We start from the raw sequence: 22631 nt of genomic DNA on the forward strand, positions 1-22631 counted from the left end.
CAACCGGGGCGGTGGGGCCGAGGTCAGCCGTGCCAGGACCGCCACAGCGCCGCGTACGCCCCGTCCGCGGCGACCAGATCGTCGTGGCTGCCCAGCTCGCTGATCCGTCCGTCCTCGACCACGGCGATCACATCGGCGTCGTGGGCCGTGTGCAGCCGGTGGGCGATCGCGACGACTGTGCGGCCGTCCAGGACCCGGGCCAGGGAGCGCTCCAGGTGGCGGGCCGCGCGCGGGTCCAGCAGGGAGGTCGCCTCGTCCAGGACCAGGGTATGCGGGTCCGCGAGCACCAGGCGGGCCAGAGCGATCTGCTGCGCCTGAGCAGGGGTGAGCGCCAGGCCGCCCGAGCCCACCTCGGTGTCCAGGCCGTCGTCCAGGGCGCGTGCCCAGCCGTCCGCGTCCACCGCGCCCAGCGCGGCCCACAGCTCGGCGTCGACGGCGTCGGTGCGCGCCAGGAGCAGGTTGTCGCGCAGGGAGCCCACGAAGACGTGGTGCTCCTGATTGACGAGGGCCACGTGCGAGCGCACGCGCTCCGCCGGCATCCGGGACAGTTCGGCGCCACCGAGGGTGATCCGGCCCTCCCGCGGCGCATAGATCCCGGCGAGCAGGCGGCCCAGTGTGGACTTGCCGGCGCCGGAGGGGCCGACCAGGGCGAGCCGGGTGCCGGGGGCGACGTTCAGGGAGACACGGTGCAGTACGTCGACTCCCGCGAGGTAGCCGAAGCGGACCTCGTCCGCCTTGACGTCGCGCCCCTCGGGGGCCACCGACGCGTCGCCCGCTTCCGGCTCGATGTCACGCACGCCGACCAGCCGCGCCAGCGACACCTGGGCGACCTGTAGCTCGTCGTACCAGCGAAGGATCAGGCCGACCGGATCGACGAGCATCTGCGCGATGAGCGCGCCTGTCGTCAGCTGGCCGACGTCGATCCAGCCGCGCAGGACGAACACCCCGCCGATCATCAGAACCGAGCACAGGACCGTGACATGCGTGATGTTGATGACGGGGAAGAGCACCGACCGCAGCCAGAGGGTGTACCGCTCCCAGGCCGTCCACTCCCTGATCCGCCGGTTCGACAGCTCGATGCGCCGGGCGTCGAGCCGGTGGGCCTCCACGGTGCGTCCGGCGTCCACGGTCTCGGCGAGGACGGCGGCCACCGCTGCGTATCCGGCGGCCTCCGAGCGGTAGGCCGAGGGGGCGCGCCTGAAGTACCACCGGCAGCCGATCACCAGCATGGGCACCGCGACGAGCACGGCCGGGGCGAGCGGGGGAGCCGTGACGGTCAGACCGCCGAGCAGCAGTGCCGCCCACACCACGCCGATGGCCAGTTGCGGCACGGCCTCGCGCATCGCGTTGGCCAGCCGGTCGATGTCGGTGGTGATCCGGGACAGCAGATCGCCGGTCCCGGCCCGCTCCAGGACCCCCGGCGGCAGCCCCACCGCCCGCACCAGGAAGTCCTCACGCAGATCGGCGAGCATGTGCTCGCCGAGCACGGCCCCGCGCAGGCGTACCAGCCGTACGAACACGGTCTGGATCACAAGGGCGAGGACGAAGAGCGCGGCGGTGCGCTCCAGGTGGAGTTCCCGCGCGCCGTCCGACAGGCGTTCCACGAGGCCGCCCAGCAGATAGGGGCCCGCCATCGACGCGACGACGGAGACCGTGTTGACGGCGATCAGGAGCAGGAAGGCCCGGCGGTGCCGGCGGAACAGTTCGGCCACATAGGCGCGTACGGTCGCGGGGGCGCCGACCGGCAGAGTGCTCGCCGCCGTCTGGGCCGCCGGGTCGTACGCGGGGGGCGCCACGCCGATCATGCGCTCTCCTCGATCCCTTCCAGTTCTTCCAGCTCTTCCAGTTCGGCGAGCACGGCGCTGCCTGCCGCGGCCTCGGCGTCGGTCTCCCGGGTCACGACCGCGCGGTACCGGGGCTCGTCGCGCACCAGGTCACGGTGCAGACCGACCGCCGATACCTCGCCCTCGTGCACCAGCACGACGTGGTCCGCGTGGTCCAGGAGCAGCGGCGACGAGGTGAACACGACCGTCGTACGGCCCGCCCGCAGCTTCCGGATCCCTTCGGCGATCCGCGCCTCGGTGTGCGAGTCGACGGCCGACGTCGGTTCGTCCAGGACGAGAACCTGCGGGTCGGTGATCAGCGACCGGGCCAGGGCGAGCCGCTGGCGCTGGCCTCCGGACAGCGACCGGCCGCGCTCGGTGATCCGCGCCTCCATCGGGTCCGCGGCCCCCGGCGACCCCTGTACGAGGGCGTCCAGAACATCGCCGCACTGCGCTGCGGCCAGCGCCTCCCGGGCGCCGACCGCACCCGAGGCCGGTACGTCGAGCAGTTCGCGCAGGGAGCCCGACAACAGCACCGGGTCCTTGTCCTGGACGAGGACCGCGGTGCGTGCGGAGTCGAGCGGCAGCTGGTCCAGCGGCACACCGCCGAGAAGCACCGAGACGTGCGTCTCCGCGCTCTCCGCAGGGTGCCCGCCCAGCCGCTCGGCCAGCACTCCCGCCGCGTCCGGGTCGCCGCAGACCACGGCCGTGAGCCGCCCCGCGGGCGCGAGCAGCCCGGTCCGTGGGTCGTACAGGTCCCCGTCCGGTACGCCGGCCTCATGGGAACCCGCGGGTTCGGTGGCCCGTCGCAGCGACAGCACCCCGGCCGCACGCCGGGCGGACGGACGTGAGAAGGAGTACGCCATGGCGATCTCCTCGAAGTGCCGCAGCGGGTAGGTGAGCAGCATGACGGCGCTGTACACGGTGACCAGCTCACCCACGGCGATCCGGCCCTCGTGTGCCAGCTGCACACCGCGCCAGACGACCGCGATCATCAGCAGCCCCGGGAGCAGCACCTGGATCGCCGAGATCAGCGACCACATCCTGGCGCTGCGCACGGCCGCGGCGCGGACCTCCTGAGAGGCCCTGCGGTAGCGCTCCAGGAACAGTTCCTCGCCGCCGATACCTCGCAGCACCCTCAGACCCGCGACGGTGTCCGAGGCCAGTTCGGTGGCCCGGCCCGCCTTCTCGCGCTGGGTGTCGGCCCGCCGGGTCGCCCGGGGCAGCAGCGGCAGCACGGCGAGCGCCAGCACCGGCACGCCCACGGCCACGACGACTCCGAGCGCGGGCTGGTATACGACGAGCCCGACGCATACCGCCACGATGGTGAGGGCCGCTGCGCTGAAGCGGGAGACGGCCTCCACGAACCAGCCGATCCTCTCCACGTCGCCGGTGGATACGGCCACGACCTCACCGGCCGCGACGCGTCGGGTCAGTGCGGAACCGAGCTGGGCCGTCCGGCGGGCCAGGAGCTGCTGGACCCGTGCGGCCGCGGTGATCCAGTTGGTGACCGCGGTGCGGTGCAGCATGGTGTCGCCCAGCGTGATGCCCGCGCCGCACAGCAGGAGCAGCCCTCCGGTCAGAGCGAGCCGGGTGCCCGAGTGATCGACGACCGCCTGGACGGCGAGACCGACACAGAACGGCATGCCGGAGACGGACAGGAAGTGCAGCAGCCCCCAGGCGAGGGCCTTGAGCTGTCCGCCGAGTTGGTTCCGGCCGAGCCACCACAGGAATCGGGGACCCGAGCGGGCGTCCGGCACACCCGGGTCCGGATACGGAAGATCTTGAATCTGCATGGCGTCCCAGTGGCTCGTGTCAGGGATTGGACGGGGCTGCGGTGCGGTGCACGGGTCGGCGCGTGTCCCCGCACGTCGACCAGGCCCGTGACAAGCCGTGACAGAGTCGCCTCGGACGGTGGGTGAAGGCAAACGGTTTTCCGGCTCGGACGACCGGATCCGGCCCCTGCGGCAGGCGGGTGAAAAGCTGGGACAGGAAAGCCCTTATTAAGCAGATAATGTGACGATATGTCGCATGGGTACGGGTGAGGTGTGCGGTGCGGTGCGCACGCGAGCCGTGGCGGCGGCCTGCGGCGTGCTGGTGATGTCCCTGTCGGCGTGCGGCGGTTGGGAAGCCGGTGGCCACGCCGCGGCGGGTGGTGGCCCGGGAAACAGTGCCGGCGGTGCGTCCGTCCGGACGGCGGATCCGGGGCGCCCCGGGGGAGGCGCGGCGTCGGCGGACCCGGGGGCTGGGGGTGGCGTAACGCCGTCGGCGGGCCAGGGGCGTGCGGGCGGAGTGGGGCCGTCGGCGGATCCGGGGCCTGCGGGGGGCGTCACGCCGTCGGCGGACCCGGGGCGTGCGGGCGGAGTGGGGCCGTCGGCGGATCCGGGGGCTGCCGGGGGAGGTGTGCCGTCGTCGGACGAGGGATTCACCGGACGAACGTCGCCGTACCGGGCGGATCCGAGTCCCACGGCGACATCCGACTCCACAGCCGACCCGGGGCGTGTCCCGGGCGTCGGCGACCGGCTGTACCGGCTAGTCCCCGACGCGTCGAGCCAGGTTCTGGCGGTCTACGGCGACGACGAGGACTCGCCGGAGTCCACCCTCGTGCTCTTTGAGAAGGACGATGGCGACACCTGGTACGAGGCCGGGCGGTGGCGGGGCCACAACGGCCGGAAGGGCTGGACGACGGACCACCACGAGGACGATCTGCGCACCCCTGTGGGTGTGTTCACGCTCAGCGATGCCGGCGGGGTCCTGGACGACCCGGGCACCCGGCTTCCGTACGACCAGGGAAAGTCCTACGAGGTGCCGCAGAACTGGGGCGAGGCGCACCGGCACGACTTCGACTACGTCATCGCCATCGACTACAACCGGCTCAGAGGCACTCCGCCGAACGATCCGACCCGGCCCGAGGGCGCCGAAAGGGGCGGCGGCATCTGGCTGCATGTGGACCACGGTGACGGTACGTCGGCATGCGTCACCTTGCCCGAATCCGGGATGGAGTACCTGCTGCGGACGCTCGACCCGGACCGGCATCCCGTGGTGGTGATGGGGGACAGGGAGGCCCTGAAGGCCTAGTCGGTCCGCCGGATGAGGGTGCACCGCGATCGAGTGTTCCGGGGTGCTCGTCGCGGCCTCATTGCGGGCTGAGTCGACTCCCCGTAGAAACACGGGACATGAGAAGCCGGATAATCATGTCCATGCTCACCGGCGTGGCTCTGACGGTGAGTCTCCTCCTCGGAGCGGACCCAGCATCGGCCGCAAACCCCTCGGCCGCCGCGACCCCGCCCGCCGAATTCGGAACCGACTGGCACGACCCGCTGACCGCGGCCCCGCCGGTCGCGCGGCCGGACTCCCCTTCCTGCGAGGTCACCCTCGCCGAGACGCAGTTCCGGGACTTCACTCCGTACCGGGGCACGTACACCCCGCCGAGCGGTTGCGGCGACCGCTGGAGCAAGGTCGTGCTGCGCCTCGACGGCAAGGTGAAGGGACGGCAGTTCGACCGCCTCGGTCATCTGCACGTCGGCGGTGTCGAGATCTTCCGTACGTCCACGCCGGAGCCGTCGCCGGACGGGATCGAGTGGTCCGTCGAGAAGGACGTCACCCGCTACAGCGACACGTTCCGCAAGAGCCGTGACGTGGAGATGCTCATCGGCAACGTCGTCGACGACACCTACACCGGGGTCATCGACGTCAAGGTCACGCTCACGTTCTACAAGGGCAGGCCCGCCCGCACCCCCGACCGTGTCCTCACCCTCCAGGACGGCACCCTGACCACGCCCCGCAACAGCGAACGCATCGTCGCCGAGGTGTACGCCACCGGCTCGGGCGGTGGCTGCGAGGAGTTCTGGTATCTCACCGTGCCCGACTCGGCGCCGTACTCCTGCAAGGCGACGGGCGGCCCCTACCGGGAGGTGCAGATCACGGTCGACGGCCGACTCGCCGGTATCGCGGCGCCCTTCCCGACCGTGTGGACCGGAGGCTGGTCCAATCCCTTCCTCTGGTACGTGATCCCGGGGCCGCGCGCCTTCGACGTCAAGCCGATCACCTATGACCTGACGCCGTTCGCCGGGATCCTCGACGACGGCCGACCGCACCGGGTCGAGGTCTCCGTCGTGGGTGTGCCCGCCGGGCAGACCGGCTGGAGCACCCCCGTGAACATCCTGGTCTGGCAGGACGCGAAGAGCACGCGCGTCACCGGGAGGCTCACCGTCCATCAGGCGGGCGATCCCGTCGGCTCCCCGGTCTACACCCCGGGCACGGAGAACCGGCTGGATGCCGAGGGCGGTCACCGGCTCACGATCGCGGGATATCTCGACACCTCGCACGGCCGGGTGGCCACCACCGTCGGCCGGGCACTGGCGAACACCTCCGTGCACCGCTGGACCGGCGGCGAGGACATGGACAGCCTCGACGCCACCTGGACGGACGACGAGTCGGTCACCGTCGCCGGACCCGGCCCGGCCCGCACCACACGAACGCACCGTACGTACACGATGAACGGTGCCACGGCCGTCGGCGCGGACGGCCGGCTGCGCACCGTCCTGACGCTCGGGGACCGGGCCGCGGCCGTCGAGACCCGAGACGGCCGCCGCGGCGCGTGGTCCCGGCTCGACGACACCTACACCGGGGACGCCACCTACACCACCAATGTGCCGCGTGACCAGCGGTACGCGGTCGGTACTACGAGCGAGCGCTACCGGCTGTACGGCTCGCGGGGCTGCTACGACCGGCGGCTGACGACGGTTCAGGGAGTGCTCACCGAGGACCGCTACGACGGCTGAACGAAGTGGGCGCTCCCGCTCCGGCGGTACGGAGCGGGAGCGCCGCCCGTCGCATGCGGTGCGCGAGGTTCAGGCGTCTGCGCGGGCGGTCAGCAGTGCCGCTCCCCTCCGGGTACGGAGGGAGCGTCACCGCCGTCGATCAGCGTGTCCAGCAGACCTCCGAGCACCTCGCGCTGCTCCTCCGTCAGGGGGGCCAGGATCTCCTCCGCCGCGGATCTGCGTGCGCCGCGCAGTGCGCGCAGCGCCTCTCGGCCCCGGTCCGTGACCTCGATCCGGATCACCCGCCGATTGCTGGGGTCGGGTACCCGGCGCACCCTGCCGCTCGCCTCCAGGCCGTCGACCAGGGTGGTAACCGCCCGGGGCACGACCTCCAGACGCTCGGCCAGATCCGCCATGCGGGGCGGCGAACCGAAGTGGGCGAGCGTGCGCAGCAGCCGGGACTGGGCCGGAGTGATACCCAGGCCGCACCGCTCCAGATGACGCTTCTGGATGCGGTGCACGCGGCGGGTGAGCCGCAGCAGTTGCTCGGCGAGCAGGCCGTCGGGGTCGGCGATGGTCATACGGGAACAATATCAGGACCTCATTCATTGTGAATATAGGTAACAATGAGCTAAGATCCGTTATCGATCGTCCGCACTGCCGTCGTACCGATCCCGCATCACCGTCCCGACGCCTGCAGCGTCGCCGCACCCCGAGCGCTGCCCGACCTCCGTAGGAGCCCATGCATCCCGATCAACCCGCCTGGAGCCCGTCCTCTGACGGCTCGTCCGAACGGCCGCGGCAGGTGCGCCGCGTCCTCAGGCTCTTCAAGCCGTACAGCGGCCGCCTCGCCGTCGTGGGCCTGCTGGTCGGCGCCGCTTCGCTGGTCTCCGTCGCCACGCCGTTCCTGCTCAAGGAAATCCTGGACGTAGCGATTCCGCAGGGCCGGACCGGACTGCTGAGTCTGCTCGCCCTCGGCATGATCCTGAGCGCCGTCGTCACCAGCGTCTTCGGCGTGCTGCAGACCCTCATCTCCACGACGGTCGGCCAGCGCGTCATGCACGATCTGCGCACCGCCGTCTACGGACGGCTTCAGCGCATGTCGCTCGCCTTCTTCACCCGCACCCGCACGGGCGAGGTCCAGTCCCGCATCGCCAACGACATCGGTGGCATGCAGGCGACCGTCACCTCCACCGCGACCTCCCTGGTCTCGAACCTCACCAGCGTGGTCGCGACCATCGTCGCGATGGTCGCCCTCGACTGGCGGCTCACCGTCGTCTCGCTGCTCCTGCTGCCGCTGTTCGTCTGGATCAGCCGCCGCGTCGGAAACGAACGCAAGAAGATCGCCACCCAGCGTCAGAAGCAGATGGCCGCGATGGCCGCCACCGTCACCGAGTCGCTCTCCGTCAGCGGCATCCTGCTCGGCCGCACCATGGGCCGCGCCGACTCGCTCACCGAGTCCTTCGCGAGCGAGTCGGAGGGTCTGGTCGACCTCGAGGTGAAGTCGAACATGGCGGGCCGCTGGCGCATGGCCGTGATCGCCATCGTGATGGCCGCCATGCCGGCCGTCATCTACTGGACCGCGGGCATCGCGCTCCGGGTCGGCGGTCCGTCCATCTCGATCGGCACGCTGGTGGCGTTCGTCTCGCTCCAGCAGGGCCTGTTCCGGCCGACCGTGAGCCTGCTGTCCACCGGTGTGCAGATCCAGACCTCGCTCGCGCTCTTCCAGCGCATCTTCGAGTACCTCGACCTGCCCATCGACATCAGCGAGCCCGACGACCCGGTCCGTCTCGACCAGATCAAGGGCGAGATCCGCTTCGAGGGCGTCGAGTTCCACTACGACGACAAGAGCGGCCCGATCCTCAAGGACATCGGCATCACCGTTCCGGCGGGCACCGGCCTCGCCGTCGTCGGCCCCACCGGGTCCGGAAAGTCCACGCTCAGCTATCTGGTGCCGCGGCTGTACGACGTGACGGGCGGGCGGGTCACGCTCGACGGAGTCGACGTCCGGGACCTGGACTTCGACACGCTCGCTCGGGCGGTCGGTGTCGTCTCCCAGGAGACGTACCTCTTCCACGCCTCGGTCGCCGACAACCTGCGCTTCGCGAAGCCGGACGCGACCGACGAGGAGCTGTACGCCGCGGCGAAGGCCGCCCAGATCCACGACCACATCGCGGCACTGCCCGACGGGTACGACACGATCGTCGGTGAGCGCGGACATCGCTTCTCGGGCGGCGAGAAGCAGCGGCTCGCCATCGCCCGCACGATCCTGCGCGATCCGCCGGTCCTCATTCTCGACGAGGCGACCAGTGCCCTCGACACCCGGACCGAGCACGCGGTTCAGGAAGCCATCGACGCCCTGTCGGCCGACCGGACCACGCTGACCATCGCCCACCGGCTGTCCACCATCCGGGATGCCGACCAGATCGTGGTCCTCGACTCCGGGCGCACGGTCGAACGGGGCACGCACGAGGAGCTGCTGGAGCTCGACGGCCGGTATGCGGCCCTTGTCCGGCGGGACGCCCGACTGGAGTCGACTAGGTGACGATATGCCAGGTTTTTGACAGTTGTCGGGATACTGTGCGGCCATGCAGACGACCACTCCGCCACGCAAGCAGACGGGACTGACGCGGGGGAGCCGGGCCGCCCTCGTCGCGACCGGGCTCGCCGTGGCGGCCGCCGCCGTGACCGTGCCGCTGGTGACTCCGCTCAGCGACGGAAAGGCCCCGGGCCGCAGCCTCGTGATCCCGGAGGGCTGGCGTGCGGGCCAGATCTACGCGGCGCTCGACAAGGCCCTGCGGCTGCCGCCTGGTTCGACGAGGAAGTCCCTGCCCGAAGCACACCTGAAGCTGCCGCGGGCCGCTCGGGGCAACCCCGAGGGCTACCTCTTCCCGGCCTCGTATCCGCTCCCCGAGGGGGCGACCCCCGAGTCCGTACTGCGGTACATGGTCGACTTGGCGAACAAGAGGCTCGGCCGCAGTACGATCACCGCAGGTGCCCCGCGCCGCGCCCTGACCGGCTATCAGACCGTGACCGTGGCCAGCATCGTGCAGGCCGAGGCGGCGACCAAGGCCGATATGGCCAAGGTGGCCCGCGTGATCTTCAACCGCCTGGAGCGGGGCATGCCGCTCCAGATGGACTCCACCCTCAACTACGCGCTGAAGCGCTCCACGCTCAAAACCACCCTGAGCGACACGAGGATCAACAGCCCCTACAACTCGTATCGCAGCATGGGCCTGCCGCCGACACCGATCTCCAATCCGGGCGAGGCCGCGATGCGTGCCACGCTCAACCCCGCGCCGGGCAACTGGCTGTACTTCGTCACGGTCAAGCCGGGCGACACACGGTTCACGGCGAGCTACGAGGAGCAGCAGCGGAACGTCGCCGAATTCAACCGGTTGCGCGCCGGGAAGTAGGTGCCGCGTGGGGTGAACCCGCGGCCACCCGGCAGGTGCCGGACGGTGCCGGCCGCCACCGCTGCTCTTTCAGGCCACGGCGGCCGCTTCGCCCGCCAGCAGTCGCCTGATGTCCCGTACGGCCGCGCGTCCCGTGCGGTTGGCACCGATCGTGCTCGCCGATGGCCCGTAACCGACCAGGTGGATCCGAGGGTCGGAGACCGCGCGGGTGCCGTCCACCCGGATGCCGCCGCCCGGCTCACGCAGCCGCAGCGGGGCGAGATGGTCGATTGCCGCCCGGAAGCCGGTCGCCCACAGGATCACATCCGCGTCCACGTGCCGCCCGTCGTCCCACTCCACCCCGTCCGGCACGATCCGCTCGAACACCGGTTGCCGGTCCAGGATCCCGTCCTCGATCGCCTGCCGGATCGCATCGTTGAGGGGCAGCCCGGTGACCGACACCACACTCCTCGGCGGCAGCCCCTGCCGCACCCGCTCCTCCACGAGCGCGACGGCCGCCCGCCCCACCTCTTCGGTGAACTGACCCTCCCGGAACACCGGGACGCGCCGGGTCACCCAGGTGGTCGCGGCGGCATACGGGGCGATCTCCATCAGATGCTGGGTACCGGACGCGCCGCCACCGACGACGACCACCCGCCGTCCGGCGAACTCCTGCGGGCCGGGGTACTGGGCGGTGTGCAACTGCCGCCCGCGGAAGGTCTCCTGCCCGGGACAGCGTGGCCAGAAGGGCCGGTCCCAGGTCCCCGTCGCGTTGATCAGCGCACGCGGCGCCCAGGTCCCGGCCGACGTCTCGACCAGCAGCCGCCCGCCCGTGCCCTCGCGCACGGCCCGGACGTCGACTGGCCGCCGTACGCGCAGGCCGAAGGCGCGCTCATAGCGGTCGAAGTACTCGCTGACGACCTCGGACGACGGCCGCGCCGGGTCCGCGTCCGTCAGCTCCATGCCCGGCAGCGCGTGCATCCCGTGGACCTCGGCGAACGTCAGCGAAGGCCAGCGGAACTGCCAGGCGCCGCCCGGCCCGGGAGCGTGGTCGAGCACGACGAAGTCGCGGTCCGGCTCGAAACCGGTGCGCCGCAGGTGATAGGCGCTGGACAGTCCGGCCTGACCGGCGCCTATGACGACCACGTCGAGTTCGTGCACCTCGATGTTGTTCACGGTTCTACCAACCGTGCCGGGGGTGGAGATCTTCCCTGGCGCCCGGCAGCCGTTACCGGGACGGGGCCATGGGCCTGGCGCAGGCGGCGGGGCCGGCGCACGCGGCGGGGCACGCGGGTGCGGCGCGCGGAGTCGGGGTGTGCCACTGGACGGATGATCGACCCGGTGCGGACTCGGTGACATGGGTGAGACCAGGTATGGACCCGGTGACATGGGTGAGGATGAAGACATGCCCGATGCCTTCAGCACCCGCGTCCTGAACATCGCCTCCGGTTCCGGTGAGACGGTCGTCGATCTCACCCGGGACTGCGAGGCCTTCCTGCGTGAGGCGGCGGCGGGCCGCGACGGTCTTCTGAACGTCTTCGTGCCGCACGCCACCGCCGGCGTCGCGATCATCGAGACCGGCTCCGGCAGCGACGACGACCTCCTCGCCGCACTCCATGCGCTGCTCCCGGCCGACGACCGCTGGCAGCACCGCCACGGCAGCCCCGGCCACGGCCGTGACCATGTCGTGCCGGCCTTCGTCCCGCCCCACGCGACCCTCCCGGTCGTCGGCGGCCGGCTGGAGCTCGGAACCTGGCAGTCGGTGTGCCTGGTGGACACGAACAGGGACAACCCCGACCGTCAGGTGCGGCTGAGCTTCCTTGGCTGATGCGTGTGACCAGACGGTAGCGGCGACTTCCGGCCGCGCCGAATGTGTTGATGGGGTGATTGCGCCGGTGTGACACGTTTCCGTACCCGTGCCCGCCAAGTCGGCGAAGCACCTGGACGTGATCAACTCCGGCGGAAGCTCGGCACGTACGACGAGTACGAGGCGCACGTCCGGCTCCGTCTGGCGCCCATGCTCGGCGCGAAGCGGCTGGAAGAGCGAGAGCGGCGAGCGCACGATCAAGCTGGGTGCCGCCCTGCGCCAGTACGCGCCGGACGGCACCGATCATGCCGGCCACAAGGGGCAGGCTGGCGTGATCCGAGCTAGGGCGCGGAGGTGCCGCGGCCGCCTCGGCGGCCGGGGACGCGGTCGCCCATAGCGCCGCGGGCCGCTGCCCGCCCGCCGGATCCGCGGACAACCTTGCCGGAGGCGGCGCCGCTCGCCGCCCCGCCCCCGGCCCGGCGGTCGGAACTGCGGCGGCCCGAGCCGGCATCACCCTCCGTGGCCCTGTCGGCCCCCGTGCGGCGAGCGGAGCCGTGTCGGCTGCTTGCGGAAGGACCGCCGGCTACTGCTGCCCCGGCCGCGGTCCGGCGGTTCGATCCCCGGTCCCTCGTGCTGGTGGCAGCATCTGTCGCCGCTGCGTTGCCGCCCTTTCGCCGGCGGCCGGACCGCTTGCCGGGCTCGGTGCCGGCCTTCCGCTCCGGGCGGGACGCCGTCGGTGTCGCAGGCTGGGGGACCTCGATGGTGACGGGCACGCCGGAGGGCTCGCGAGCGCCGGTGATGGTGGCCAGTTCCGCGTCGCTCGACGTGATGCGGGCCGTTCGGGGGCGGATGCCCGCGTCCGACATCAGCCGGGTGACGTCCCGCTTCTGGTCGGGCAGGACCAATGTGACCACACTGCCGGAGCCGCCGGCGCGGGCCGTGCGTCCTCCCCGGTGCAGGTAGTCCTTGTGGTCGGTGGGGGGATCGACGTTCACGACGAGGTCGAGGTCGTCGACGTGTATGCCCCGGGCCGCGACGTTCGTCGCCACCAGCGCGGTGACCTGGCCATTCTTGAACTGTTCCAGGGTGCGGTTCCGCTGCGGCTGGGAGCGGCCTCCGTGCAGTGCCGCCGCCCGGACACCGACGGCCAGGAGCCGTTTGGCGAGCCGGTCGGCGGACCTCTTGGTGTCGAGGAACAGGATGACCCGGCCGTCACGGGCCGCGATGCGCGTGGTGACGGCCTTCTTGTCGGTCTCGTCCAGGACGTGGAGCACGTGGTGCGCCATGGTGGTCACCGCCCCCGCGGACGGGTCCACGGAGTGCACCACGGGGTCGGTCAGGAACCGCTGCACCAGGCGGTCGATGTTGCGGTCCAGGGTGGCCGAGAAGAGCATGCGCTGTCCGTCGGGCCGTGCTTGCTGGATCAGCTTGGTGATCTGCGGCAGGAAGCCCATGTCGGTCATCTGGTCGGCTTCGTCCAGCACTGTGACGCGTACGCTGCCGAGCACGCAGTCCCCGCGTTCCACGAGGTCGTTGAGCCTGCCGGGAGTCGCCACGAGCACTTCCGCGCCGCGCCGGAGCGCTGCGGCCTGCTTGGTGATGGACAGCCCGCCGACCACGGTGGCCAGGCGGAGGTTGACCGCCGTCGCGTAGGGAGTCAGCGCGTCGGTCACCTGCTGGGCGAGTTCACGGGTGGGCACCAGCACGAGGGCGAGGGGTGCCTTGGGCTCCGCGCACAGTCCGGCCGTGCGGGCCAGGAGCGCAAGCCCGAACGCGAGGGTCTTGCCGGAGCCGGTGCGTCCCCGTCCCAGCAGATCACGGCCGGCGAGCGAGTTGGGCAGCGTGGCGGCCTGGATGGGGAAGGGCGTGGTGACGCCTTGCGCGGTGAGGGTCTTCAGCAGCCCCGCGGGCATGTCCAGACCGGCGAAGTCCTCGACGGCGGGGAGCGCGGGTGTCGTGCTTTCCGGCAGCCGGAATTCCCTTGGCGGCGACGCGGACGGTGGGGGTGACGAGGGGCGCCGGTTCGGCTTCTGGGGCCTGCGGGACATGCAGTTATCTGCCTTCCTGAAAACAGCACAAACCGGGGTCCGCACCATGACGGTGCGGACCCCGGTGAGCGGATACGCGTCCGGCGATCAGGCGGGGAGGATGTTCTCCGCCTGGGGGCCCTTCTGGCCCTGCGTGACGTCGAAGGAGACCCGCTGGCCCTCCTGGAGCTCACGGAAGCCCTGGGTCGCGATGTTCGAGTAGTGGGCGAAGACGTCGGGCCCGCCGCCGTCCTGCGCGATGAAGCCGAAACCCTTTTCAGCGTTGAACCACTTCACGGTTCCCTGTGCCATGACCTTCTCCGTTCTGTAGGCAGAGGCCCCATCCGGAGATGCCGGAAAAACAAATAATGCGCCTGCAGGGGAAACATTCCTGTCAGGCGCACATAGGTTCATGGGTACCACAACTGCAACGCTGCAACGATAGCACAGCTCGCTGCGGGTTCCTCACAGCCTTCGATCATCGTGCTGGGTGCGGACGTCGGTGCGCAGTCCCTCGACCCTTCTGCTGCTCCGCCGCCGTATGCCGCCGCCCCGCCGGCCGACCCCGTCGGCGGCGGCGGTTGTCAGCGGTGCCTGCCAGGATGGCCGCCGCAGTCGACGGAACGGGAGCAGCAGCACATGATCGAGCAGGCCGCCCGCGGCATGGCCGAACAGATCGTCACGCACGCGCCGAAGGGGTGGACACGGGCCCTGCTCTCAGGGCGCGCAGGCCGTGGCGGAAGCGGAATGACAGGCGGCTACACCGTCCCCGGGACGCGCGCCCCCATGGGCCTGCCCGAGATGCACTCCCGCCTGATGCAGCTTGCGGAGGTGATACGCGACGAGCGTGGCTGGGACCCCGTCAGCTGGGAGATCGACTGCCGGCCCTCCGGTGAGTACCGGCTCGTCCTCTTCAGGGACGCCGTGGGCCGCGTGACCGGATCGGGCGGCGGGTACGAGGTCGTCCTGGACCCCGGCTACCGGTTGCCGCAGCCAGGCCTGCGCCAGCAGGCCGGCACCGCCGCCCCGGCCGGCGACCCGGAGCGGGCCGCGACGGGGTTCCGTGCCTACCTCGAGCGGCGCGCCGCCATCCTCGGACAGGCCGAGGAACTGCCCCCGCCCGTCACCGTGGCCGCGCTCGACGAAGCCGAACGCCGCATCGGGCGCCCGCTGCCCGCCGACCTGCGGGCGCTGTACCTGATCGCCGACGGCGACGGTATCGGGTACCGGCACCGCTGCCTGATCGAGAACAACGCCTGGCTTTCCCTTCAGAGCCTGGTCGCCGAGTACACCGACGGTCGCGAGTGGCAGGACCGGCCCTGGTTCGGCTGGGACCTGGAATGGGACGCCGTGGTCTTCGAGACCACCCCCGCGGACACCGTCCGCCGCTGCGGAGGGCACCCTGGATGGATCCGCTTCGCCACCAGCGAGGACGGCAACTACCTCGCCGTCGACATGGACCCGGCCCGCGACGGGCGACCCGGCCAGATCATCGCCACGGGCCGCGACTACGACGACGGCCCCGTGTACATCGCCGACTCCATCACCTCGCTGCTCCAGCAGCACCTCGAAATGCTGGAGCAGGGCTCCTACGAGAAGTACGAAGACCACATCTCCCTGCGCCGAGCCGCCTGCGGCGTCGGCACCCAGCAGATCATCGGCGGCATCCCCGACGAGGTTCCGCCCACCCTCCAGGCCATCCATGTCAACGACGCGACCGGCATCGTCGACCTCAGCCCGCTCACCGCCGCGCCCGGCCTGCTCCGCCTGCACCTCAACCGCTCCGTCACGGCCGACCTGACGCCTGTGCGCGATCTGCCCGTCGAGTCCCTCCGTGTCACCCTCGACGGCGGTGCCCTCACTCCGCTCGCAGGCCACCGTCACCTGGCCTCCCTCGACCTGAGCGCCACCGCGCCGGTCGACCTCACTCCGTTGCGTACCGCCCCCAATCTGCACGGGCTCGACCTGTCCGGCGCCGAAATCCCCGATCTGACCGTCCTCGCGGGCCTGGCGAACCTGCGCTACCTCGCTCTTACCCAGCGGCAGTGGGCCACGCTGCTCGACCAGGGCAGGGTCCCGCCCACCCTGGCCGCCGTCCGTCTGGCCGGAAAGGACGTCACCTTCGAGGATGCTCTCGTCCTGGCCTCCCGCGTCGGCCTGGACACCGGCGACGCGCTGCGCGTCGACGGCAGCCTCTGAGCGGCACAGGAGGTCCACGGGCGCGAAGACGGCACCGCCGGTCTACTGGGACGGCACGGCCGGTGGTGGAAGGCCCTCAGGCCGGCTTGCGCCACACGGAGATGTGCTTCGTGGAGTCCTGGGTGAACGGCGCCCCGTCCCAGTCCGCGACGCGCCGTTCCCGCTCCAGCCCCGCGAGCCGTGCCATCAGGTCGAGTTCCGCCGGCCAGGCGTACCGGTGCCGGGAGTTGTCGCGGCGGTAGTCGCCGTCGCCGTCGCGGGTGAGGTGATGGGAGACAAGAATCTGCTCGACCAGGTCGAAGGTGTCGAAGCCCAGATGCCGCTCGGAGACGTCGAACGGCACCGCGACCTGGCCGGGCGGCAGCAGCCGCAGCGGCGGCACGCCCAGTTCGATGACGAATCGGCCGCCGGGCGTCAGATGACGTGCGGCGTTGCGGAAGCACTCGACCTGCTCGTCCTGGGTGAGCAGGTTCGAGATGGTGTTGTAGACGAGATAGACCAGGGTGAACTCGCCCGGGACGACGGTCGTGGCCATGTCCCCGATGGCGACCGGAAGCGTGTGCTCGTCCATCTTGCGCCGCAGGACGGCCGCCATGTGCTCGGACAGTTCGATGCCCACCACCGGCACGCCGCGTTCCCGGAGCGGGACGCCGACTCGCCCGGTTCCGATGGCGAACTCCAGTGCCCGGCCGTCTCCGGCGAGTTCGGCGAGGAAGGCGAGAGTCGGTTCGAGAACGGCAGCCGAGGACATCTCGTTCTCCTCGGCGTCGTAGCGCTCGGCGTCCGCACGGGTCCACAGCTCACTGCTCGTCACGGGCGTCCACTCTGCCGGGCGCGGAGGGGGCTGTCGACGCAATTGCCGTCGGGCGGCTCCGATCACTCGCGAGAGCCGCTCACCTCCCCGGCGCCCCCGCGCGCAGCCCGTCCATGACGAGGTCCAGGAGCCGGGTGACCCGCGGCTGCCAGTCCCCGCAGGGGTCGATCTGCCAGAGGCCGGCGATGGCCAGGAGGAAGTCGTCCGCGGTGACGCCCGGGCGGATCGTGCCCGCCTCCTCGTTGGCGCGGAGCAGGAGCTGCGCCGCGGCGGTGACCGGGGCGTGTCCCGGTTTCGTCAGGCCCCCCGGGGTGCTGGTGGCCTGGCGGATCGCGTCCGCCAGGCCGGCCTTGGCCATGGCGAACTCCGCGAGGCGGTCCATCCACTCGCGCAGGGCCCGGTCGGGCTCCAGGCTCCCGAGCAACTGGGCCGCTCTGTCGGCGACTTGCTGCATCTCATAGCGGTAGAGCTCGAGGACGAGCGCCTCGCGACTGGGGAAGTTGCGGTAGAACGTGGCCTGTCCGACGCCCGCCTTCTTGGCTATCACGCTCAGCGGGACCTCCGCGGAGTGGGTCAGCTCGGCCAGGGCCACGTCCAGGATGCGTTCGCGATTGCGTTGCGCGTCCGAGCGCTGAGGTGTGTCCTTCTTCTGCTGCACTCGTCCTCCTCCCAGGCTCCCGGCCGAACCCGGTCTTGCTAAGCGGACAGCTGTCCGTTACGTTTCTCCATGTAGCGGACAGCTGTCCGGTTGGCTCCACCATAGCGGCGAAGCGGTCGGCGGCACCGGCTCAGGCCGTCGCCGCCGGAACTCCTGCCGTGCCTCGCGCATGTTCCCGAAGTGCACCGCCCCGTACAAGCGCCATCTCCCCGTCTCCTGAATCGTCTGCCTGCCGGACCGCCCCCCTCGAACGCGTTCCGGGTACCGCATATGCGAAAGAAGGCTGATCATGGGCCCAGCCCCCGCGCCGACGCACAGCGCCGTCACCTTGAACGTCAACGGCGAGAAGTACACGCTGACCGTCGACCACCGCACCACCCTGCTCGACGCCCTGCGCGAGCGCCTCGATCTCACGGGTACCAAAAAGGGCTGTGACCAGGGACAGTGCGGTGCGTGCACGGTCCTGCTCGACGGGCGCCGGGCGGTCTCCTGTCTGCACCTCGCGGTGGCTGCCGAGGGACGCGAGATCACCACCATCGAGGGCGTTGCCGACGGCGAGCGGCTGCACCCGGTCCAGCAGGCGTTCCTCGACTTCGACGGCTACCAGTGCGGCTACTGCACACCGGGGCAGATCTGCTCGGCCATCGCGGTGGTCGAGGAGCACGCTGCGGGCTGGCCCAGTGCCGTCACCGACGACGTACGCCCCGAAGCGGGCCCGCCGCCCCTGACGGCCGAGGAGATCCGGGAACGGATGAGCGGCAACCTGTGCCGGTGCGGCGCCTATGTGTCGATCGTCCAGGCCGTCACCCGGGCAGCCGCGGTGCAGGCGGAGGCCGACGAGGCCACGGAGGCGGTCGCATGAGGGAGTTCGGCTATCAGAGGGCGTCCGACGTCGCCGGTGCGGTCGCACTGCTCGGCGCCGATCCGGACGCGCGGTTCCTCGCCGGCGGCACCAACCTCGTCGACCTGATGAAGACCGGGGTCGAGCGGCCCGCCCGCCTCGTCGACGTGCGTGAACTTCCGCTGGACCGGGTCGAGCCGACGCCGGACGGCGGCCTGCGCATCGGCGCGACCGTCACCAACAGCGACCTCGCGGCCCACCCCGAAGTCCGCCGCCGCTACCCGGCGCTCGCGCAGGCGGTGCTGGCCGGCGCCTCCGGGCAGCTGCGCAACATGGCCACGGTCGGCGGCAACCTGCTCCAGCGGACCCGCTGCGGCTACTTCACCGACGTGACCGGCCCCTGCAACAAGCGGCATCCCGGCAGCGGTTGCCCCGCCCTCGTCGGCGAGCACCACAACCACGCCGTCCTGGGCGCCTCCGACCACTGCGTGGCCGTCCATCCCTCGGACATGGGCGTGGCGCTGACGGCCTTCGACGCCGTGGTCTCGTACGAGACCACGGACGGGCCGGGCCAGGTGCCGCTCACCGACTTCTATCTGCCCGTGGACGACACCCCGCACCGGGAGACCGCCCTGCCGGCCGGCGCGCTGATCACCGGAGTCACGCTGCCGCCCGCCCCGGTCGCCGCCCGCTCCCGTTACCGCAAGGTGCGGGAGCGTGCCTCGTACGCGTTCGCGATCGGTTCCCTCGCCGCCGCGCTCGACGTCCGCGACGGCGTGGTGCACGAGGCGCGCCTGGCCCTCGGAGCGGTCGCGTCCCGGCCGTGGCGGGCCCGGGCCGCCGAGCGGGTGCTGACCGGGGCACCGGCCGGCGCAGAGACGTTCGCCGCCGCCGCGGACGCCGAACTGGCGGCGGCCAGGCCGCTGCCCCACAACGGATACAAGGTGACGCTGATGCGCAATCTCGTGGTGGCCGTGCTGACCGAGCTCGCCGAGGAGGCCACCCGATGACCACCGCCACGACCGGCACCACGACGGCGCGGGGCTCCGTCGGTACGGCGCACACCCGGGTGGAGGGCAGGGACAAGGTCACCGGGGCCGCCCGCTACGCGGGGGAGATCCCCTTCGCCGGACTCGCCCACGGCTGGCTGGTGCTGTCCACCGTCACCCGCGGCCGCGTCCGCTCCGTCGAGACCGCCCCCGTCCTCGACATGCCGGGCGTCCTCACCGTCCTGCACCACGAGAACGCCCCCCGCCTCGACAACGACTACGTCGGTCTGCTCGGAGTCCCGCCGGACCCGACCGCGGCCCTCTTCCAGCACGACCGGGTGCCGCACCGGGGCTGGCCGGTCGCGCTGGTCGTCGCCGAGACGTCCGAGCAGGCCAGGGAGGCCGCCGAAGCGCTCGTGGTGCACTACGAGCAGGAACCGCACGACGTCGCCTTCTCCGCCGGACGTGCGGACGCCTACCCGGTGGACGGTCATATGCCGGCGGTGGCCGAGAAGGGCGACCTGGAATCCGCGCTCGCGGCGTCCACCGTCGTCGTGGACGCCGAGTACACCACCCCCGAAGAGCACCACAACCCGATGGAGCCCCACGCGGCGACGGCCCACTGGGACGGCGGCCGGCTCGAAGTCGTCGACTCCAACCAGGGCACCACCTGGGTCGCGGGCGACCTCGCGAAATTGTTCTCGCTGGACCCGGCCTCGGTGCGGGTGCGGTCCGAGCACGTCGGCGGTGGCTTCGGCAGCAAGGGCGTCCGCGCCCACCAAGTGGGCGCCGTGATGGCCGCGACCGTCCTCCAGCGTCCGGTCCGGGTGGTCATGACCCGCCGTCAGATGTTCTCCCTGGCGGGCTACCGCAGTCCCACGACGCAGCGGGTCCGGCTCGGCGCCGACGCCCAGGGGCGGCTGCGCGCGCTGGAACACCGCTGCCTGAACCTCACCTCGACCGTGCACGAGTTCGTCGAGCCGGGCGCCGCACCGGCGCGGGTCATGTACGACGCCGACGCCCATCACACGGCCAACCGGGTCGTACGGCTCGACGTGCCGACCCCGACCTGGATGCGGGCGCCGGGCGAGGCACCGGGGTCGTTCGCGCTGGAGGCGGCGCTCGACGAACTCGCCGAGAAATGCGGGATCGACCCGATCGAGCTGCGCGCACGCAACGAGCCCGAGCGCGGTCCCGTGTCCGGACTGCCGTTCAGCAGCCGCAACCTGCTCGCCTGCTTCCGCGAGGGCGCCTCCCGGTTCGGCTGGGCGGACCGGGATCCGCGCCCCGGGCTGCGGCGCGACGGGCGCTGGCTGCTCGGCACCGGCACCGCGGCCGCCTCCTTCCCGGCCGGGGCCGCACCGTCCACAGCGGCCCTCACGGCCGAGCCGGACGGCACCTTCACCGTGCGCATCGCCGCCGCGGACATCGGAACGGGCGCGCGGACCGCGCTCACCCTGGTCGCCGCCGACGCGCTCGACGTGGCGCCGGACCGCGTGCGGGTGCGGATCGGGGACAGCGACTTCGGACCGGCGATGATCGCCGGCGGCTCGATGGGCACCCGCTCCTGGGCCTGGGCCGTCACGATCGCGGCCGGTGAGCTGCGGGAACGGCTCGCCCTCGGGGCGGACATCCCCCCGGAGGGGATCACGGCACGGTCGGACACCGCCGAGGCCGTCGGGGCCCTCGCGAAGAGGGAACGGCACTCCTTCGGGGCGCAGTTCGCCGAGGTCGCGGTGGACGTCACCACCGGCGAGGTACGGGTGCGGCGCATGCTCGGGGTCTTCGCGGCAGGCCGCGTGGTCAACCCCCTCACCGCGCGCAGCCAGTTCCTCGGGGGCATGATCTGGGGCATCTCCATGGCCCTGCACGAGGAGGCGGTCCGGGACCCGGCCACGGGCGGCCACGTGGGTGCCGACCTCGCGGGCTATCACGTCGCCACGCACGCGGACGTCCCGCTCATCGAGGCGGACTGGATCGACGACCCGGACCCGGACGACCCGGTAGGGATCAAGGGCATCGGCGAGATCGGCATCGTCGGCGCCGCGGCCGCGATCGCAAACGCGGTCTGGCACGCGACCGGCGTCCGCCACCGGAGCCTGCCCATCCGGCCCGACCGCGTCCTGTCGGCCGATACCGGAGCGGCGCATGCTTGACCTCGCCGAGGAGCTGAACCGCTGGGCCCAGGAGGGCCGGTCCTTCGCCGTGGCCACCGTCGTGGCCGTCGGCGGGAGCGCGCCGCGCGACCCCGGCGCCGCCCTTGCCGTCGACAGCGGCGGAAGGGCCCTCGGCTCGGTCTCCGGCGGCTGTGTCGAGGGAGCGGTGTACGAGCTGTGCCGCCAGGCGCTGAGGGACGGCGACACCGTCCTCGAACGGTTCGGCTACAGCGACGAGGACGCCTTCGCCGTCGGACTGACCTGCGGCGGCGTCATCGAGGTCCTGGTCACCCCGATCGACGCGCGATCGCCCGCCGCGGCGGTGTTCCGCTCGGCGCTGTCGGCCGCCGTACGGGACGAGCCGGTGGCCGTCGCCCGGATCGCCCGGGGCCCGGCCGAACTCCTCGGCAGGGCCCTGCTGGTCCGTTCCGACGGATCCCGCGAGGGCGGTCTCGGGGGCCACCCGGAGCTGGACCGGACGGCGGCGGCCGAGGCCCGGGCCCTGCTGGACACCGGCCGCACCGGTACGGTCGATCTGTCGGAGGACGGTTCGCACTGCCCCGGCGGTCTCACCCTGTTCGTCGAGTCGAGCGTGGTGCGTCCCCGCATGATCGTCTTCGGTGCGATCGACTTCGCCGCGGCGCTCGTGCGGGTGGGCAGTTTCCTCGGCTACCACGTGACCGTGTGCGACGCCCGCCCCGTCTTCGCCACCCGAGCACGCTTCCCCGAGGCCGACGACATCGTGGTGGACTGGCCGCACCGCTATCTTCAGCGCACCACGACCGACGGACGCACGGTGCTCTGCGTGCTCACCCACGATCCCAAGTTCGACGTACCGCTGCTGAAGGCGGCGCTGCGGATGCCGGTCGCGTACGTCGGCGCCATGGGTTCGCGCCGCACTCACGAGGACCGGACCGGGCGGCTGCGTGAAGCGGGCGTGAGCGGACGGGAGCTTGCCCGGCTGAGGTCGCCGATCGGCCTCGATCTCGGTGCGCGTACGCCCGAGGAGACCGCCCTGTCGATAGCGGCGGAGATCGTGGCGGCCCGGCGAGGGGGCACCGGCGCCCCGCTGACCGGCTCGCAGACGCCGATCCACCGCGACCGAAGCGGGCAGGGCAGCGCCGTGGCCGCCTGAGGCACCGGGCCGGAAGTGCGAACG

Annotated in this window: 19 protein-coding genes; 10 read left to right on the top strand and 9 right to left on the bottom strand. The window is 71.7% G+C overall.

Annotated elements, in window-relative coordinates; genetic code table 11:
- Positions 1-23: 23 nt before the first annotated feature.
- Both ABZ876_RS34990 and ABZ876_RS34995 read right to left on the bottom strand, forming a co-directional pair.
- Positions 24-1805, bottom strand: a complete 1782-nt coding sequence (locus ABZ876_RS34990; protein WP_361789387.1) for an ABC transporter ATP-binding protein — start codon at positions 1803-1805, stop codon at positions 24-26.
- Positions 1802-3619 (bottom strand): ABC transporter ATP-binding protein, encoded by a 1818-nt coding sequence (locus ABZ876_RS34995; protein WP_361789389.1) that lies wholly within the window; start codon positions 3617-3619, stop codon positions 1802-1804. Before ABZ876_RS34995 ends, ABZ876_RS34990 begins: the two co-directional genes overlap by 4 nt.
- A gap of 607 nt (positions 3620-4226) precedes the next feature.
- On the opposite strand from ABZ876_RS34995, the gene ABZ876_RS35000 reads away from it, so the two are divergent.
- Both ABZ876_RS35000 and ABZ876_RS35005 read left to right on the top strand, forming a co-directional pair.
- Positions 4227-4901, top strand: coding sequence for a hypothetical protein (locus tag ABZ876_RS35000; RefSeq protein ID WP_361789391.1), 675 nt, complete (start codon positions 4227-4229; stop codon positions 4899-4901).
- A 98-nt stretch (positions 4902-4999) separates the two neighbouring features.
- On the top strand, positions 5000-6607 hold the full coding sequence (locus ABZ876_RS35005; protein ID WP_361789393.1) for a peptide-N4-asparagine amidase: 1608 nt from the start codon (positions 5000-5002) through the stop codon (positions 6605-6607).
- Between the two features lie 89 nt (positions 6608-6696).
- On the opposite strand, the gene ABZ876_RS35010 is transcribed toward ABZ876_RS35005, so the two are convergent.
- Positions 6697-7167: a MarR family transcriptional regulator gene (locus ABZ876_RS35010; RefSeq protein WP_361789395.1), complete on the bottom strand. Its 471-nt coding sequence runs from the start codon at positions 7165-7167 to the stop codon at positions 6697-6699.
- 161 nt (positions 7168-7328) lie between these two features.
- Here ABZ876_RS35010 and ABZ876_RS35015 point away from each other — a divergent pair, with 161 nt between their 5' ends.
- Both ABZ876_RS35015 and mltG read left to right on the top strand, forming a co-directional pair.
- Positions 7329-9131, top strand: a complete 1803-nt coding sequence (locus ABZ876_RS35015) for an ABC transporter ATP-binding protein (RefSeq protein ID WP_361789397.1) — start codon at positions 7329-7331, stop codon at positions 9129-9131.
- Positions 9132-9174: 43 nt separating this feature from the next.
- Positions 9175-10002 carry an endolytic transglycosylase MltG gene (mltG, locus tag ABZ876_RS35020; protein WP_361789399.1) on the top strand — a complete coding sequence of 276 codons (828 nt, stop codon included), beginning with the start codon at positions 9175-9177 and terminating at the stop codon, positions 10000-10002.
- A 69-nt stretch (positions 10003-10071) separates the two neighbouring features.
- Here the strand turns inward: mltG and ABZ876_RS35025 are convergent, their stop codons facing one another.
- Positions 10072-11157 (bottom strand): NAD(P)-binding domain-containing protein, encoded by a 1086-nt coding sequence (locus ABZ876_RS35025; protein ID WP_361789401.1) that lies wholly within the window; start codon positions 11155-11157, stop codon positions 10072-10074.
- Between the two features lie 229 nt (positions 11158-11386).
- Between ABZ876_RS35025 and ABZ876_RS35030 the strand changes: the two genes are divergently transcribed.
- Complete coding sequence (locus ABZ876_RS35030) at positions 11387-11809, top strand: YjbQ family protein (RefSeq protein WP_361789403.1); 423 nt, start codon at positions 11387-11389, stop codon at positions 11807-11809.
- 320 nt (positions 11810-12129) lie between these two features.
- Here the strand turns inward: ABZ876_RS35030 and ABZ876_RS35035 are convergent, their stop codons facing one another.
- The 3 genes from ABZ876_RS35035 to ABZ876_RS35045 all read right to left on the bottom strand — a co-directional run bounded on the left by ABZ876_RS35035 (position 12130) and on the right by ABZ876_RS35045 (position 14502).
- The gene (locus ABZ876_RS35035; protein ID WP_361789405.1) at positions 12130-13836 is read right to left on the bottom strand and encodes a DEAD/DEAH box helicase; all 1707 of its coding nucleotides are present in this window, start codon (positions 13834-13836) and stop codon (positions 12130-12132) included.
- A gap of 87 nt (positions 13837-13923) precedes the next feature.
- The gene (locus ABZ876_RS35040) at positions 13924-14127 is read right to left on the bottom strand and encodes a cold-shock protein (RefSeq protein ID WP_361789406.1); all 204 of its coding nucleotides are present in this window, start codon (positions 14125-14127) and stop codon (positions 13924-13926) included.
- Positions 14128-14280: 153 nt separating this feature from the next.
- On the bottom strand, positions 14281-14502 hold the full coding sequence (locus ABZ876_RS35045) for a hypothetical protein (RefSeq protein WP_361789408.1): 222 nt from the start codon (positions 14500-14502) through the stop codon (positions 14281-14283).
- A gap of 60 nt (positions 14503-14562) precedes the next feature.
- Between ABZ876_RS35045 and ABZ876_RS35050 the strand changes: the two genes are divergently transcribed.
- Positions 14563-16014 carry an SMI1/KNR4 family protein gene (locus ABZ876_RS35050; protein WP_361789410.1) on the top strand — a complete coding sequence of 484 codons (1452 nt, stop codon included), beginning with the start codon at positions 14563-14565 and terminating at the stop codon, positions 16012-16014.
- A gap of 76 nt (positions 16015-16090) precedes the next feature.
- Here the strand turns inward: ABZ876_RS35050 and ABZ876_RS35055 are convergent, their stop codons facing one another.
- Positions 16091-16828, bottom strand: coding sequence for a class I SAM-dependent methyltransferase (locus ABZ876_RS35055; RefSeq protein WP_361789412.1), 738 nt, complete (start codon positions 16826-16828; stop codon positions 16091-16093).
- A 79-nt stretch (positions 16829-16907) separates the two neighbouring features.
- Positions 16908-17486: a TetR/AcrR family transcriptional regulator gene (locus tag ABZ876_RS35060; protein WP_361789414.1), complete on the bottom strand. Its 579-nt coding sequence runs from the start codon at positions 17484-17486 to the stop codon at positions 16908-16910.
- Positions 17487-17775: 289 nt separating this feature from the next.
- On the opposite strand from ABZ876_RS35060, the gene ABZ876_RS35065 reads away from it, so the two are divergent.
- From ABZ876_RS35065 to ABZ876_RS35080, 4 genes are read left to right on the top strand one after another with little or no spacing between them, the layout of a single operon-like run.
- Positions 17776-18348, top strand: a complete 573-nt coding sequence (locus tag ABZ876_RS35065) for a 2Fe-2S iron-sulfur cluster-binding protein (RefSeq protein ID WP_361789415.1) — start codon at positions 17776-17778, stop codon at positions 18346-18348.
- Complete coding sequence (locus tag ABZ876_RS35070; protein WP_361789417.1) at positions 18345-19337, top strand: xanthine dehydrogenase family protein subunit M; 993 nt, start codon at positions 18345-18347, stop codon at positions 19335-19337. Before ABZ876_RS35065 ends, ABZ876_RS35070 begins: the two co-directional genes overlap by 4 nt.
- Positions 19334-21472 carry a xanthine dehydrogenase family protein molybdopterin-binding subunit gene (locus tag ABZ876_RS35075; RefSeq protein ID WP_361789419.1) on the top strand — a complete coding sequence of 713 codons (2139 nt, stop codon included), beginning with the start codon at positions 19334-19336 and terminating at the stop codon, positions 21470-21472. Before ABZ876_RS35070 ends, ABZ876_RS35075 begins: the two co-directional genes overlap by 4 nt.
- Complete coding sequence (locus ABZ876_RS35080; RefSeq protein ID WP_361789421.1) at positions 21465-22607, top strand: XdhC/CoxI family protein; 1143 nt, start codon at positions 21465-21467, stop codon at positions 22605-22607. Before ABZ876_RS35075 ends, ABZ876_RS35080 begins: the two co-directional genes overlap by 8 nt.
- Positions 22608-22631 lie beyond the last annotated feature (24 nt).

The organism is Streptomyces sp. NPDC046931 (genome assembly GCF_040644655.1).
In the GTDB taxonomy this organism is placed as follows: Bacteria; Actinomycetota; Actinomycetes; order Streptomycetales; family Streptomycetaceae; genus Streptomyces.